The sequence below is a fragment of the Roseimicrobium gellanilyticum genome, from assembly GCF_003315205.1.
GTDB lineage: Bacteria > Verrucomicrobiota > Verrucomicrobiia > Verrucomicrobiales > Verrucomicrobiaceae > Roseimicrobium > Roseimicrobium gellanilyticum.
Genome location: NZ_QNRR01000001.1, coordinates 159,225 through 174,927 on the forward strand (window position 1 = coordinate 159,225; position 15,703 = coordinate 174,927).

Annotated in this window: 14 protein-coding genes; 7 read left to right on the forward strand and 7 right to left on the reverse strand. The window is 60.5% G+C overall.

Annotated features, from left to right (window positions below; translation table 11 throughout):
* Positions 1-90: 90 nt before the first annotated feature.
* A complete protein-coding gene (locus DES53_RS00640) occupies positions 91-1,161 on the reverse strand; it encodes a sugar phosphate isomerase/epimerase family protein (RefSeq protein WP_113956276.1) in 1,071 nt (356 codons plus the stop codon).
* A 66-nt stretch (positions 1,162-1,227) separates the two neighbouring features.
* Here DES53_RS00640 and DES53_RS00645 point away from each other — a divergent pair, with 66 nt between their 5' ends.
* Complete coding sequence (locus DES53_RS00645) at positions 1,228-2,370, forward strand: sialidase family protein (protein WP_113956277.1); 1,143 nt, start codon at positions 1,228-1,230, stop codon at positions 2,368-2,370.
* 152 nt (positions 2,371-2,522) lie between these two features.
* Here DES53_RS00645 and DES53_RS00650 read toward each other — a convergent pair whose 3' ends face one another.
* From DES53_RS00650 to DES53_RS00670, 5 genes are all read right to left on the reverse strand, one after another.
* Complete coding sequence (locus DES53_RS00650; RefSeq protein ID WP_113956278.1) at positions 2,523-3,566, reverse strand: peptidylprolyl isomerase; 1,044 nt, start codon at positions 3,564-3,566, stop codon at positions 2,523-2,525.
* Between the two features lie 3 nt (positions 3,567-3,569).
* On the reverse strand, positions 3,570-6,911 hold the full coding sequence (gene mfd, locus DES53_RS00655) for a transcription-repair coupling factor (RefSeq protein WP_113956279.1): 3,342 nt from the start codon (positions 6,909-6,911) through the stop codon (positions 3,570-3,572).
* Between the two features lie 372 nt (positions 6,912-7,283).
* Entirely contained in the window at positions 7,284-8,030 is a 747-nt protein-coding gene (locus tag DES53_RS00660; RefSeq protein WP_113956280.1) for an RNA polymerase sigma factor, read from the reverse strand.
* Positions 8,031-8,051: 21 nt separating this feature from the next.
* A complete protein-coding gene (locus tag DES53_RS00665; protein ID WP_113956281.1) occupies positions 8,052-8,594 on the reverse strand; it encodes a hypothetical protein in 543 nt (180 codons plus the stop codon).
* Positions 8,595-8,622: 28 nt separating this feature from the next.
* Positions 8,623-10,176: a serine/threonine-protein kinase gene (locus DES53_RS00670; RefSeq protein WP_113956282.1), complete on the reverse strand. Its 1,554-nt coding sequence runs from the start codon at positions 10,174-10,176 to the stop codon at positions 8,623-8,625.
* Between the two features lie 68 nt (positions 10,177-10,244).
* Here DES53_RS00670 and DES53_RS32700 point away from each other — a divergent pair, with 68 nt between their 5' ends.
* Positions 10,245-10,721 (forward strand): hypothetical protein, encoded by a 477-nt coding sequence (locus DES53_RS32700; RefSeq protein ID WP_170156759.1) that lies wholly within the window; start codon positions 10,245-10,247, stop codon positions 10,719-10,721.
* On the opposite strand, the gene DES53_RS00680 is transcribed toward DES53_RS32700, so the two are convergent.
* On the reverse strand, positions 10,715-11,251 hold the full coding sequence (locus DES53_RS00680) for a hypothetical protein (RefSeq protein WP_113956284.1): 537 nt from the start codon (positions 11,249-11,251) through the stop codon (positions 10,715-10,717). The two genes, DES53_RS32700 and DES53_RS00680, sit on opposite strands and share 7 nt — an antisense overlap.
* Before the next feature lie 117 nt (positions 11,252-11,368).
* On the opposite strand from DES53_RS00680, the gene DES53_RS00685 reads away from it, so the two are divergent.
* The 5 genes from DES53_RS00685 (at position 11,369) to DES53_RS00705 (ending at position 15,161) form a co-directional block, all read left to right on the forward strand.
* Positions 11,369-11,854, forward strand: coding sequence for a glycine cleavage system H family protein (locus DES53_RS00685; RefSeq protein ID WP_113956285.1), 486 nt, complete (start codon positions 11,369-11,371; stop codon positions 11,852-11,854).
* A gap of 106 nt (positions 11,855-11,960) precedes the next feature.
* Positions 11,961-13,166, forward strand: coding sequence for a radical SAM protein (locus DES53_RS00690; RefSeq protein WP_113956286.1), 1,206 nt, complete (start codon positions 11,961-11,963; stop codon positions 13,164-13,166).
* A gap of 70 nt (positions 13,167-13,236) precedes the next feature.
* The gene (locus DES53_RS00695; protein ID WP_113956287.1) at positions 13,237-13,581 is read left to right on the forward strand and encodes a hypothetical protein; all 345 of its coding nucleotides are present in this window, start codon (positions 13,237-13,239) and stop codon (positions 13,579-13,581) included.
* 33 nt (positions 13,582-13,614) lie between these two features.
* Positions 13,615-14,310 carry a Uma2 family endonuclease gene (locus DES53_RS00700; RefSeq protein WP_113956288.1) on the forward strand — a complete coding sequence of 232 codons (696 nt, stop codon included), beginning with the start codon at positions 13,615-13,617 and terminating at the stop codon, positions 14,308-14,310.
* A complete protein-coding gene (locus DES53_RS00705) occupies positions 14,307-15,161 on the forward strand; it encodes a 4Fe-4S dicluster domain-containing protein (RefSeq protein WP_113956289.1) in 855 nt (284 codons plus the stop codon). Before DES53_RS00700 ends, DES53_RS00705 begins: the two co-directional genes overlap by 4 nt.
* Positions 15,162-15,703 lie beyond the last annotated feature (542 nt).

The window sequence follows — 15,703 nt, forward strand, 5'->3', positions numbered from 1 at the left end:
GTAATACGGCGACACCACCTCCATCCATCAAACCAATTTCGCAGGGACAGACAACTTATTTCCGCTTCTGTCCCCGCGCACAGCCATCGACTATGAGCGCACGCCTGCGCCATAGCTGCGCAGTGCCGCCACACTGCGCTCGAATTCACCCTTCTGGTACTTGATGTCCGCTTCCTTGTCCGGAGCCTTGAATGGTGGGATGGGCTTGCCCTTCTTGGCCAGCGCGAGGAAGGCCGCCAGATCATCCGCAGGCATCTTGTCGTATCCGAGTTCCTTGATGAATTCGGATTTTTGATAGGGGATGGGTTTGGCGAAGCCGGAGATGGTTTCAATGTTCAGAGGCACTCCGGGGCACAGCTCCGTGAAGCGCTTGGTGTAGGCCTTGAAATCCACAATGCCCTCACCAATGGCGGTCCATTGCACCACGGCCTCTTCCTTTTCATTGAGCCAGATCATGGAGTCGCGCACACTGGAGCAGTTCACGTAAGGCCCGAGCACTTCCAGATGCCGCAGTGGATCTTCCATGACCCAGGTGGCGTTGCCGGGGTCGATGTTGGCTCCGACCCAGTCTTTGCCAGAGGCTTCGATGAGCGCCTTCAATTCATGGGACTGCATGTCGCCTGCGTGATTCTCGATGGAAATCTTGATGCCGGCGTCCGTCGCCTGGCTTTTGCAGGCGGCGAAGACCTTGAGCAGCGACTCGATGTGGCGCTGGATGCCTCCGTCGCCTTTGCGATCATCATTGCCGCCCAGATAGCAGCGGGCCACCGGTGAGCCGAGCGCCTTGGCGACACGAATGCAGAGGGAGAGATGCTCCTCTGCCGTGCCGAAGGTGCTCTTGAACCGTGCCGAAGTGGGGCATACGCTGCTGGTGCCCACGTAGAGGGCAATGCCTGCCTTGTCCGCCTGTTCCTTCAGGCCCTTGAGATAGGCGTCTTCAAAACTCTCAAAGGGCAACAGCTCGGAGAGGAAGAGCGTGTCCACTTTCTGACTGCCGGCATACTCGATGAACTGCGGTGCCTTCCATCCGGTGGCACGCACTGCGAAATGGTCGAGCCCGATGCGCACCTTTGCGGGGGCCGCCTGGGCGAAGGTGGTGGAGGTGGCAGCAGAAGCTGCGAGGGCTGCACTGGTGGACTGAAGGAAGCGGCGGCGATTCATGTGGAGGTGTATGTTGAGGAGGAACGGGCTGGGCGGGCAATCTTTTTCTCAGGGGCTGGCTGCGCGATGAAAAATCCACGCGATGGCGCCAGTAGTGGTCTGATGAAAGCTGCCTTCCTTGCGCTTCTTTTGGTGGCCGCCTGCCAGGTGCAGGCGGAGAATGTGGTGGTACGGAACATCGAACCCAGCAAGGAGCATCCGCGCAACTCGGAAGGTTCCTTCGCCACGCTGGCATCAGGGCGCATCATCTTCTGCTACACCCAGTTCTATGGCGGTGCTGCGGACGAGAGCCCGGCACGTATTGTGCAGATCCACTCCGATGATCACGGGCGCACCTGGAGTGAGCCGAAGGTGGTGGTGGAGAATACGGCAGGGAACAATGTGATGAGTGTCTCCCTGCTGCGTCTGCAGGATGGCCGACTGGCCATGTTTTACTGCATCAAGAACAGCTGGCTGGATTGCCGCCCGCACATGCGTGTCTCGACCGATGATGCAGCGACGTGGTCAGAGCCGAAATTGCTGCTTCAGGCACCGGGATATTTTGTGCTGAACAACGACCGCGTGATTCAGACGTCGAAGGGCCGCATCATCCTGCCGCTGGGATATCACCGTTCGCGGCTGAGTGATCCGCACAGCAGCAAGTCCTTCGACGCCCGGGCGATCACGATGTGGATCTATTCAGACGATGCAGGGCAGACCTGGCAGGAGGCGGCGAACTGGTGGGCCATCCCCGTGGCGAGCGGCTCCGGTCTGCAGGAGCCGGGGGTGGTGGAGCTTCCGGATGGCTCGATCATGGGCTGGAGCCGGACCGACCAGGGTGCGCAGTATGGGTTCACTTCTACCGATGGTGGCCGCACATGGTCCCCACCCGTGCCTACGGAGATGAAGTCGCCCACGTCGCCCTCAAGCATCCGGGTGCTGCCCGGTACCACCGATCTGCTCGCCATCTACAACGACCACTCGGGCAAGTTCGCATTTCCCGCAAAAAAGCGCACCCCGCTGAATGCCTGCATCTCCAAGGACGGCGGCAAGACCTGGCCGGTAAGGAAGCTGCTGGAAGAGGATCCCGATGGCTGGTACTGCTACACGGCCATCCACTTCACCAAGGACAACGCGGTGCTGCTGGCGTATTGCGCTGGGGATTCGAAGGTGGGTGGTCTGAACCGTCTACGCATGCGCCGAGTGTCGCTGGATTGGCTGAGGGAGTAGGAAGCTGCGGAGGTCGTGGTATTGGGTGCGTCAGGAATGTTGTCACGAAACGACTTGGAAAGGCCGCGCCCCGGTTCTCGGGCATCCAACAAAAAAGCGCCACGGATGTGGCGCTTTTTTTGTGATTTTTGGAGTGACTAATGAAGTCTCGCTCAGGGCTGCTGCTGTTCCGCAGCCTTGCTCTCCTTGTTCAGCCACTGGTAGAAATTCTTCCGCACGGTTTCGGGCTGGATGATGGCCTTGGAGGCGAGGCCGGAGAGCCAGCGGTTCACCGCTTCGCGGCCCATCTCGGCGGAGATGACCTTTTCAATCTGCGGGCGCACCTTTTCCAGCGGCTCCTGATTGCCGGGCTGCTTCGCTTCGCAGTAGATGATCATGTAGTTCGGGCCGACTTCGGTCACCGGGCTGATGGCGCCCGTCTTGAGGGCGAATGCCGCGTCCGCGATTTCCCTGCTCAGGCCAGCGCGCTCCTGCAGGCCCCAGTCGCCGCCCATTTCCTGGCGGCTATCCTGGGAGTAGGTGCGGGCCATGGTGGCGAAGTCCGCGCCGCCGGAGATCTTCGTGCGGATTTCCTGGGCCAGCTTCTTTTGGGATTCGGTGCTCGCTGAGGCATCACCCACGGGGTACTTCGGGATCGTGATGGTGCTGAATTTGATGTAATCCTTGTCGCGGAATTTCTCGGCGTTCTTGGTGTAGAAGCTCTGCACCTGTGCGGGAGTGGGAGGCGGCAGGTTCGCGGTCTGGCGGGAGCGGAGCACGGAGACCACCATCATCTTCTCGCGCTGTTCGCGGAATTTCTTGATGGTCATGCCGGTCTTGGCCAGGTCATGCAGGAACTTTTCGCGGTCGCCGTTGTAGCTTTCGCGGATGATGTTGTTGATGTCGTCATCCACGTACTGGGCCTTGATGCTGCCACCCAGCTTCTCGAACTCGCTCAGCACGAGCTGGCGTTCGATCAGGGCGTACAGGGCACTCTCCCGCAGCTCTCCCAGGCGGGCGGCTGCCACGCGGGGGTCCTTGATGGTCATCTGGATGAGCTGCTCCTGCATCTGCACGGCTTCGCGGACCTCGGAGGTCGTGATGACTTTGCCGTTCACCGTGGCCGCGATCCCATAGGTCGCGCCGAAACTGGAGCTTGTGCTGGCGTGCACAAGCAACGCGGTTGCGGCAATCAATATGGAGCGGCTGATCTTCATGTGTTAAAAACTTCTCAGGAGGTGGAGAGATTCGCGCAATAGTAGGGGCGGGTCTGGGGCTGTCAAACGGGGAAACTTGCCTCCAACCAACACGTAGCCGCCCTTGCGCGTGAGCATCAGTTTTCCCTCTTTTATCTCGATGGCACTGATACCTTTGGCGGCAGCCGAGAGCTTCATGGCGGCGCAGACGAGTAGGTTCTCCACGGCGTCGGGAGGGCGACCGTACTGGTCCCGCCAGGATTCCTCCAGCGTGTCCAACTCCTTGCGGGTGAGTACTTCGCCGAGCATGCGGTAGGCGGTGATGCGGCTGCGGGCGTCTTCCATGTAAGTCTGGGGGATGAAGGCGGGGATGCGCCGCTCCCGGTCCGGGACCAGCTTTTGGCGGTCTGCGGGGCGGTGGGCTGTGGCGGCGGTCACGCGCTTGCGGGGTGCAGCTTCGGGATCAGTGGACTCCAGCCACTCGGCCTCGCTCATGCACAGGAAGTCCACATGCAGGGTCACCTCCATGGGGGGCGGGGTGCGGCGGCCTTGCATCTTGGCCGTCGCCGCCTTCAGCATCTGGCAGTACAAATCAAACCCGACCGCCACGATATGGCCGCTTTGTTCGGTGCCGAGGAGGTTCCCCGCGCCGCGGATTTCCAGGTCGCGCATGGCAATCTTGAAGCCACTGCCGAGCGCCGTGTACTGCTTGATGGCATTGACCCGCTTCCGGGCGTCGCCCCCGGTCATGAGGTCCCGAGGCAGCATGAGGTAGGCATGGGCTCGCTCGCCGCCACGACCCACCCGCCCACGAAGCTGGTACAGGTCCGCAAGCCCGAAGCGATCCGCCCGGTCGATGATAATGGTATTCGCATTGGGGATATCCACCCCGCTTTCGATGATGGTGGTGCAGAGCAGCACATCCGCGTCGCCATTCACAAAGGTCTGCATCACATCCTCCAGCAACTCGGAGTCCATCTGGCCGTGGCCCACGATGACTCGCGCCTCGGTGCACAGTGCCTCGAGCTTGGCTTTCATCTTCTCCATGTCCATGACACGGTTGTGCAGGAAGAAGACCTGGCCGCCGCGCTGGATTTCCGCATTGATGGCATCGCGGATCACGCGTTCGTCATAGCCGGCCACCGTCGTCTGCACCGGGATGCGATTGGGCGGTGCCGTATCGAGCGTGGACATGTCGCGCATGCCCATGAGGCCGAGGTAGAGCGTGCGCGGGATGGGAGTCGCGCTGAGGGTCAGCACGTCGACGAGCTTGAAGAGGTCCTTGAACTTCTCCTTGTGCTTCACGCCGAAGCGTTGCTCTTCATCGATGACCGCGAGGCCGAGTTCCTTGAAGCGCACATCCTTGGAGATCACGCGATGCGTGCCGACCACGATGTCCACCGTGCCTTCCTTGATACCGGCGAGGATTTCCTTCTCGCGCTTCTTCGGGGTGAGGCGGCTGAGCATCTCTACCGTGACCGGGTAGTCGCTCATGCGCTCGCGGAAGGTCTGCCAGTGCTGCTGAGCAAGCACGGTCGTAGGTACAAGCACGGCCACCTGCTTGCCCCCCATCACCGCCTTGAACGCTGCACGAATGGCCACCTCCGTCTTGCCGAATCCCACGTCGCCGCATAGCAGGCGATCCATGGGTTTCTCCAATTCCATGTCGCGTTTGATTTCCGCGATGCTGCGAAGCTGGTCCGGTGTTTCGCGATAGAGGAAGGACTGCTCAAACTCCACCTGCCACTTCGTGTCGGGCGGGTGCGCGAAGCCCTTGAGCGATTGCCGCTGTGCCGCGGTGGAGAGCATGCGCGCGGCGAATTCTTCCACGCTGCGCTCCGCATTGGCTCGTGTCTTCCCCCAGCGGGCGTCGCCGAGTTTGTTGAGAGTGGGAGCTTTGCCTCCTACGCCCACGTAGCGTGAGACGAGGTGTGCCTGGCTCAGTGGCACGAAGACCTTCGCCTGATCCGCATAGCGGATGACCATGACTTCTTCGCGCTTTACGCCCTCGCGCACTTCGATGCCGGCGAACTTGCCGATGCCGTAGTCGAGGTGCACGACGAGGTCGCCCTCCTTCATGTCCCGCATCTGGTCGCGCGCCTGGCGGAGGACCTGGGCTTCATCCAGTTTTGATCCACGCACGCGGCGGGTGTGCAGATGGCGGCCGAAGATTTCTGCGCCGGTCAGTACCGCGAGCGAAGCTGCAGGAGCTGTGAAGCCGCGATGCAGCATCCCCAGCGCCAGCTCCATGCGCTGGGCGGCGAGCCATTGTGGCCCCACGAGTTCCTCGAAGCGTTCACGCTCGCCAGGGTTGTGGAAGAACATCACCACACGCCACTTCTCGCGGTGCCACTCCTCCACCTGTTTTGTGAACTGGATGCGCCGCGCCTCCTGCACTACGAAGTCGCCGGCATGAAAGATGCCCAGCGGATTTTCGAAGATGGCCGCGGAGTAGTCCTCCGTGGAGTTGGCATCGTCAGGCGGTGCACCTGCGGTGATGGTGATGCGTTTCGAAATGATGTCCGGCACCTTCTCCGCGTCGTCTTCACCGGGCTCGATGAAAAGCACGGCGTCATCCTTGGAGAAGAGACTGGAGAGTTCCGTGGTGGCGCTTGAGGCATCCACCTGCTGCATGAGAAGCTGGGCTCGCCTGAACCGCTGTACCGATGCCTGCGTGTGAATGTCGAAGGCGCGCAGAGATTCGATTTCGTCATCGTAGAATTCGATGCGCAGTGGTTCCTCTCCCTGCCATGAGAACACGTCCACGATGCCTCCGCGGCGTGCGAACTGCCCGCGTTCCGCGACCGTGGGCACGCGCTCGTAGCCGGAGGATTCGAGTTCTTGCAGCAGGGTCTCCACTCCAATCTTCATGCCAAGCTCAAGACTCTTCTTGAAAGAGTCCAAGTCCTTGGGTGAGGGCACCTGCTCGTCAAGGCTGTCGGTGCACAGGACCAGGATGCGCGAGGCTGGCTCATCAGCGCTGCCAACTGCGCCGGAAAATCGGGTGATGACAGAGATGCGCTCCGCCTGCGTGTCCGGATCGCTCAGGCCATTGGGGCCGTCGCCTTGCGGAGCGCGCGGGTAAAACATGGCAGGAGCGCCCCACGCCTGGAGATCCGCGTGGATTTGCTCCTGCGTGCGCGCCTCACGGCACAGGACCCAGGTGCGGCGCGGATGGGTGGCCTTGAGCGCCAAGGCAGTGGCGAAGCCGGAGGCCTCGCGGCAGACATGGCCGAGGGTGGTCGAGCCGGTCTTCTGGTATTGCTTCCACAGCCCTTTGAAAGCCTTTGAGCCGAATGCCGCCTCCACCAGGCTGGGCGCCAGGTGTGCGGTTTCGGTGGTTGGCTCTGAGTGTGGTTCCGACATGTGTAGACGACAATGCACCCCGACCACCGGGGAAGGCGGGCGTGGTGTCATGCACTAGCTAGCATCGCTGCTGCGCCGTACCCTGTGCTCCAAAAGGGGCGGGGACAAGCGGTTTGTAGCGTGCAGGAAGCAGCGTGAGTTATACGGGTGAAGTGCTTCGGCGGGTGCTTCAGCACACTCAATGACAGCCACACCCTAGCGGCCCTGGTAGGGAGCTGGACTCGCTGAAGTCCCGTCATCACCTTGCAGCCGACAAAATGCCATGGTGAGGCTCCGCATCCTCACGGCCGACCACCGGCACTAAGGCTAGTGCCGCTCCTTGATCCGCAGGTGCCTCCTCGCTGAATGGCTGTCGTTAACCCAAAAGATTTCTCACCCTCCCTGCTGCCGCAATGCAGCGAGCAGGTGCTGCATCTCCAAGTCCACATCCGCGCCTGCCGCCAGGGTCTGTGCAATCTCGCGCCGCAGTTGTTCGCGAAAGCGCTGTCGCAGGCGATGCACGGCTACGCGGAGGGCGCCGTCCTGCAGGCCAAACGTTGAGGCGGCAGCGGCTTCTTCATCGCTGACTTTCGAGCTTATCAGCCACGGCTTCAGTGCCTGGAAGTGGGGTGCTTTTCCATCTTCAGCGAATGCCTTTTCCAGAGACTCCAAAGCTCGCTCCAAGACATGAAGAGCCCATTGACGATCGAACTCCACATCAGGTGGTGGTGTTGAGGCGTCTTCGATGCCTGCGGGGTGTAGAGCATCTGAATTGCTTCCTTGCGGTGCATCCAGGGTCACATGCTCCACGCCGCCACCGCGTTTCAGGCGCTTGCCGTGATCGCGCATGTCACAGAGGAAATGCTTCACTGCGCCAAGGAGGAAGGAGCGAAACTTTCCATGCTCAGGCGCGGCCCCGCCAATCTGCGGTTTGGCCAGCAACCTCGCAAAGAACTCCTGCGTGAGATCGCGAGCCTCATCCGCGTTGTTGCACCAGCCGCACACGAAGCGGTGTACTGGGGTGTAGTATGCCTCACACAGCTCGCTCAAGGCCGCCGTCGCCTCCGCTGTATGCCCCTGGGCGCGCTGCACCAGGGTCCAGCGGGTCTCGGCGAAGTGATGCGTCATCGCGAGAAGCATGGCAGAACCCACTGCGAATGATCAAGACTCAGGCACATACACGGCCGAGAGTCCCTTCGCCTTGGCAAAAGAAATCTGATCAACCCACACCGTGCCGGGGCCTTCGATGACCACGTTCACCAGGGCGCGGTTCACGGTGAAGTCACCATTGATCATCATGGGCAGGCGGATTTCCTTCCAGTCTGAGTCTCCGAGGAGAAGCTGCTCCAAGCCCTTGGAGAAGGCGCGTTTTCCGTCCGCTACCTCACACCACATTTCGAGATAGGCCCGCTGCTTCACACCGGAGCACTTCACTTTCACGGTGCACCAGAGCGTGTTGTCCTTGGACACGGAGAGGTTCTTCTGATCCGCCACGGTCACGACCGCGTTGTGGGCTGCTTCCACTTTGATGGAGCCGTTGCCGTCAGCGGTGGTCTCCTTGTCGATGCTGATGGAGGTCTTTACTTGTGCGATATCATGGCAGGAAAATCTGCCGAGAATGTCGCCTGCGTGGAGCGGTGCCACAGCCATGGCGCTGACGAGGATGCAACGGCACAGTGTGGAGGAGAAGTTCAATGGCTTCATGATGACTCAAGGAGTGTGTCTTTGATCATTAGGGATTGGGTTCATGAGAGATCAGAATCTCATCCACCCACAGCGTGCCGGAGCCGTTCACCACGGCATTCACCCAGAGGCGTGCTATTTGAGCCCCGGGTGGCAAGTCGACATTCGTCCAAATCGGCTGCCACTCCGCAGTGCCACCCACCATTTGAGCCGGCAGTTTGGAGGTGAGCAGGGATCCGTTGGTGGTTTCGATGTGCATTTCCAGATAGGCGCCCTCGGGAGTGTCCTTGCACTTCAGCATGGCACCGCACTGGATAAGACCTCCAGAGGTGACCTGGGCTCCATTGAGTTCTGCCACCGTGATGACTGCCCCCTTGGTTGACTCAATGCGGATCGAGCCACCCGCTTCTGGGGAACTTCGCACTACGGGATCCACGGACACGGCGGTGCCCACGTGCGAAAGCGTATCGCACATCTGAAATGCGACTACCGGGTAGCGGGCAGCCTTGTGCCCCGCGAAGTACCAGAGTGCTGGCAGAGCCAGGCCCACGGCACAAAATACGAAGACACCTACAAGAATCCAAGCCAGGACGCCGCACCCCCGGTTGAGCCCTGAGGCACCTGCTTTCTTGCGCTCTTGGGATACAGGACTGGTGCACACATGCTCCAGCCCCGTCTTCACCTCACCAGCGGACTGGTAGCGTTTTTCACGGTGCTTCTCCAACGTGCGAAACACCACGCCATCCAGGCGTGGGTCCACGCCACTGGTCTCGCTCGGTGCGGGGAATCTTCCCAGGGGAAGTCCGCCGGTGAGCATCTCATAAAACACCACGCCGAGGCTGTAGATATCCGCGCGATGATCCACATCCTGCGGGTGCTCGATTTGCTCGGGCGCCATGTAGGCCGCCGTACCCATGTGCATGCCTGTCTGTGTGAGCATCACGGAGGGCGGCGCATCCCCTTTGCTGTGCACGAACTTGGCGAGACCGAAGTCTGCAATCTTCACCCGGCCCTCGTCATCCATGAGGATGTTTTCCGGTTTCAGATCGCGGTGCAGCACGCCGCGCTCGTGAGCGTATTGGAGGGCATCGCAGAGCTTGGGCACGATGGCAAGCGCTTCACGAGCCGTGAGCGTGCCTGCTTGCATCGCCTGGCGGAGATTCACTCCGTCCACGAACTCCATCAGCAGGTAGGGCAGGGAAGGTCGTTCCTCTACTGAGGTGGCCTCACCGAAGTCATACACCTGCACGATGTGCGGATGATTCAGGCGTGCCAGCGCCCGCGCCTCCCGGTGAAAACGCTCCACCCAGCCGGGATCCGAAGCGAGTGCGGGAGGCAGGACCTTCAGCGCCGCGATGCGGTCGAGATGCGGCTGGCGAACCTTGTAGACCCGGCCCATGCCGCCGGCGCCCAACGGTTCGAGGATCTCCAGGTGTGGGAACGCCTTTGCCAACAGCTCCGGTTCAGGCGCTGGCATGGCGGAGGCGGGCAGTGGCTCTGTCTCCATCCCCGCCGCCATCAGGCACGCCGGGCACAGTCCGCGAGGTGCATCCTGAGGCAGCGGTTGGCCGCATTTGGGGCAGAGGTCAGAGTCGGTGCTCATGGTTCTGCCAAGTACTGAGGCGTGCTCAGCGGGATGTTACACAAAAATTTCTCTCTGTGTAGAGTACGATGCGTAAATCTTGGAATCAGGGAATGGGAAGGTTGCCGAAGAGCTTGCTAGCGGTGATCCAAGTGAAAAAAGTTGATACTGCCACTGATGGAATAGCCAGGAGAATGCCGATGGCCCACCGGTTTCCAGATTCGAAATGGGGACTGTGCTGTGCCAGCCTGATACTGGCAAAAAGAACCACCAGTGCGCAGGCGGGGATGCCAGGGAGGACGGTATCCCATGGAAGGATGAAGGTGTCCGGAAAGGCATCCTTCATCACCGCCATCAAACAGCAAGCTGCTGGTCCGAGGAGTAGCGCGAGAATCCAGGCGCGCAGCCAGTTTGTGAATGGTTCCTTTTTCATGCTGGTAGCGGCTTCAGAAAGCCGGACAGCATGTATGACCAATCGGTCGAACTGTGAAATTGATACTCCGGCAGCATCCATCGACCTGCTCGATGCCGAGGGCGCTTATGAGCGGTTCGCCGTCCGTCAGTAGGTGATCGTCTTCCCACGCGAGCACACCTCGGTGTAGAACGCATTGCCCTGCCCGAGCGGCAGTCCCAGCTCCTGACACAATGCATACAGCGCCGGGGTGTCTACGTACTCAGGAAGCCCATCCGGTGTCTCCTTGAACTTGTTGCAGCCAAAGCACATCTCAAACACTCCGACGGCGCGGCCGGAGGCATCATAGAAGACAAAGGCGTGGTGCGGCTTGTAGCAGGGGGTGCGGGCTTGCTTGTCATGCGAGACGGTGAGGGCATTCATCAGGCGAACGACCTGCTCTTGGGAGAGCTTCACCCCCTTGGGATCCAGCACGCCCTTGTGCATGCGGCCATTGAGGAAGAAGGAACTGTGTTCTTCCGCCGTGTAGTCATAGCAATAGCCGCGAACTTCGGTGAAGGGGGCATGGGGCCAGCTTTTCACCTGCGTGCCGACCGCCGGCTTGGGAGGCGCGTTGACGCCGAAGTACACACAAGAGGGCAGGGTGAAGGCCAGCAGAGCGAGAAGGCAGAGGCGTGAGACCATGGGCTGTTTTCAACGGGCAGGGCGTAAAGGTCAAGAGGCACCGATCGCGATGCTCAACAACGTCGTTTGCCTTGACCCGGTGACCTTTGCTTGTTGACTCCCGCCTCTCCGCGTCCCATGCCCCTCAACTTCGTCCGCTTCAAACACGCGCGCTTCACGGCACGCTTTCCTGAGTCCTACCGCTACTCCCGCAGCCACTACTGGATGGCGCCGGTAGAAGGGGAGGAGGGATTGTGGCGTGTGGGGTTCACGAAGTTCGCCACCCGCATGCTGGGGGAACTGGTCGAGGCGAACTTCAAAGTGAACGTGGGCGACCCCATTTTCCCCGGCGATTCCATCGGCAGCGTGGAAGGGTTCAAAGCGGCCAGCGATGTCCTCTGTGTCATGGAGGGCTCCTTCGCCGGCATGAATGACGCTCTCAACGTCGACGCCTGCATCGTGAAGAGCGACCCCTACGAAGTCGGCTGGCTGTACGCGGCAAAGGGGCAGCCCGAGGAGGATTCCCTGGACGTGCACGGTTACGTGGCGCTCCTGCAGGAGACCATTCAGCGGATGGCTGACGCCGGGTACGGGCACGATGAGGACGGGGAAAAGGAATATTAGCCTTCGGGCCTGGGATTCCTGGCCCGAACGCGGTTGACCGCAGACCTTCTGCGACGACCTTTTCATGTGACTTTGGGCAATCGACTGGCGTAATCTCTGCCGGCTCATGATTTTCTCCCTCTCCAACCGCATCCTCAGCACCGTGGACCCCAAGTGCCTCGCCAAGATGGCGTGGAACTTCGGCTTCAAGGGGGCTCGCTCCGTGATGCTGTTCAAGAAGCGGATGAAACAGGGCATTCACTTCCCGCCCTTCCTATACCTCAGCATCCTGAACTCGTGCAATCTGCGCTGTCAGGGGTGCTGGGTGGACGTGGAGGCCCCGCGCAATGCCATCGACCTCGACACGCTGAATCGCACGGTCAATGACGCCCGCGAGCACGGGAACAGCTTCTTTGGCATTCTCGGAGGTGAGCCTTTTATGCATCCCGAGCTGCTCGACTTCCTTGCGCAGCATCCGGATTGCTACTTCCAGGTTTTCACCAATGGCCAGCTCATCACGGAGAAGGCCGCCCGTGCCCTGAGGCAGATTGGCAATGTCACCCCGCTCATCAGCATCGAGGGCACCAAGACCGTGAGCGACGAGCGCCGCGGCAACAAGGACGTGCTCAATCGCACTCTGCGCGGTCTGCAACACTGCCTGGAGCAGAAACTCCTCACCGGCGTGGCCACCAGCCTCTGCCAGACGAATCTCGATGACCTCCTGAGCGAGGCCTGGCTGGACAAGCTCATCGACATGGGCGTGCACTACACCTGGTACCACACCTACCGTCCCGTGGGTCCGAAGATCAATGAACAGCTCGCGCTGAATCCTGAGCAGATCAATCGCGCGCGCCGCTTCATTGTGAACATGCGTGCGCGCAAGCCCATCGCCATCGTGGATGCCTACTACGATCACGCTGGCCAGGCCTTGTGCCCGATGGCCACGGGTATCAGCCACCATGTGAGTCCGAAGGGCAGCATCGAGCCGTGCCCCATCATTCAATTCGCCACAGAGGACATCACCGACAAGCGCGGCCTTTTCGAGACCTTCACGAACAGCGCCTTCCTCGCTGACTTCCGCAAGACTTCTGCCGAGCATACCCGCGGTTGCGTCGTCCTGGAGCGTCCCGACGTGGTGAAGCAACTCGTGCTCAAGCACGGCGCCAAAGACACCACCGTGCGCCAGACCGCCATTGCGGAATTGGACCGCATGAGCCCGCGCCCGAGCCAGTGGGTGAAGGAGGAGAACATCCCCGAGAAACACTGGATGTACTGGGTGGCGAAGCGGTTCTTCTACACGGACTTTGGCGTGTACAAGGATCTGAAGGCGTAACCTCCTGGCGTCCTGCCTGTGAATGTTCCTTGTACGGGGCTGGCAGGCATAGCAATATTTGATTGTGACCATGTCCGAGCCCTCTTCCCAAGCCCCCAAACTCCTCTACTGCCGCTGCGCCTATGCCCAGGTGGTGCCCCAGGGCGTGAAGAATGGCGTGCTGGAGAAGCTGTGCGAATCCGGCGCGAGCTTTGAATCCGTGTCCGATCTCTGCGAAATGGCCGCCCATCGTGACCCCCGGCTCAAGGCCTTCGCGGAAAGCACCCCTCTTCGCATCGCCGCCTGCTATCCTCGCGTGGTGCGCGGCCTTTTCCGTCAGTGTGGCTCCCCGCTGCCCGAAGAGGGTGCCGAAGTGCTGAACATGCGCGCCCAGAGCGCGGATGAAGTGGCGGCGGGCATGCTGAAAGGGGAGTGATCTTTTTTGTTTTTCCCGCGTATACTCTGGGTCATGTCCACTCCCGCCAGACAGCCTGCGCCCCAGGCTCCGAAACAGGTGACGCGCATCGGTCCGATGACCATGCAGGAGTACCTGCGCCGGGAGCGCGAGTCTGAGTTCAAGCACGAGTACCGGGATGGATACATGATCCCGGTGGGGGAAATGCTGGCGATGTCCGGCGGGACGATTCCGCACAGCAAGATCAAGGTCAACCTTGTTACCCTCCTCTCGACCAAGCTTCGTGGGAAAAAGTGCCAGCCATACGACTCTGATCTGATGGTGTTGCTGGCACACGCGAACAAGGGGACTTATCCAGACGCCAGCGTATTCTGCGAACCGTTGGAAGTCACCGAAGAGGAGAAAAACGCTCCCACCAATCCCTCAGCCATCTTCGAAGTCCTCTCCAGTACCACCGAGGCCTATGATCGTGGCGAGAAGTTTGAGGCTTATCAGCAGGTGTCCTCAATGAGGCTCTATGTGTTGATCTCGCAAAGCCACCCCCTTGTTGAAGTCTACGAACGTCCAGAAGGCGGCGGCCCTCAATGGCTCTACACCGCGTATGCCCGTGTGGAGGCCATCGCAAAGCTCCCCGCTCTGGGCATTGAAATCCCTCTCGCCGATCTCTACGAAAACGTCGAGTTTCCTCCCGAAGACCCTCTTTACACAGCCATGCTGCGCGAGCAGGAGGCTGCCTACGCCATCCCATGATCACCCACACCGCCCGTCCCCTCCGCGTTGTCCTTTACGAAGGCAATGGCGCCATCCCGCTGTCCGCTGAGGCCCGGACCCAGGTGATGATCGCATTGCTGGACAAGGGCTATGTGGTCACGCGTGCCACGGCTCAAGGCGGTGGGGCCATGCCGCATGACGATCGCAGCCTGCTGGTGCTCGGTTTGTTCCCAGAAAAGCAGGCGCCGAATCTCGAAGACGTCACGGGTCAGGTCAGCATCCAATCGCGCGATATCACGGGGCTCGATGCCGAGTCCGTGCTCGAGCTCGTGGAAAAGGTCCGCGGCGCTGAGCCGATGAACCAACCTGGCACGTGGAAGCCCTGGTTCCCGGTGATTGATTACAGCCGCTGCACAAACTGCATGCAGTGCCTGAGCTTCTGCCTCTTCGATGTGTATAGCGTCAGCAACGCCGGGAAGATCCAGGTGGAGAACAATGACAATTGCAAGACGAACTGCCCTGCTTGCTCCCGCGTCTGTCCAGAGGTGGCCATCATGTTCCCGAAGTACTCCGCGGGCCCCATCAATGGTGATGTGGTGAACGATGATGACCTTCGCCGTGAAAAGATGAAGGTGGACATCACCAGTCTCCTCGGCGGCGATATTTACTCGCGCCTGCGCGACCGCAGCGAGGCTGCCAAGAGCCGCTTCAGCAAGGAGCGCAGTGCGGACAAGGCACTGGATGAACGCAAGAAGTGCCTCACGAAAATGGCGCAGGATGGATTCATTCCCGCTGAGGTGCTTGCTGCGCTGCCGTCTCCAGATGAGATCATGCGCAAGGCCACGGAGGCGCAGGCCAAGGCCGCAGCGGCGCTGGCGCCCAATGCATGAGAGCCCGAGGAGTGATCAGGGGCGGGGATCCTTGAAAAGCTCCTCGAGGAAATGGTTCGGAATGTAGGGTGGTGTTCCATGCGTGACGAGCATCACATTTATCAGGGTCAGCACTGGAATTGTTCCCGCTGCCATCACCACATTGGCTCCGGTCTGAGCACCGAAGACTACAGGCTCCAGAGCGGTTGTGGCGAAATCTTGTTTGAAAGGATCTTTCTTTGGAGCGTGCGTTTGCTTTGGCAAAGCGCCTTTATCTGTCGCGGAGCAGGAAGCCAGGAGAGTCGCAGCAGTCATCACATGAATGAAGCGCCAAGGATGGAACCTTCCGGTTGTTTGTTTCATAAGGTGGCGGTGTGGGAATGACGCGGAGGGTCCGGGATCGATCGTGCTTCAAGCGCTGCCACGGCGGTTTTTTGCCGATGAATTCGCGTTGCGCGAGGTTGAACTTTTCACGGCCAGTAGCGCTTCGAAAAATCGATATTTCTGCAGCGCCTATCGATTTCATCAATGACCCGCCCTGGAGCGAGATGGTGGTCGCTCTG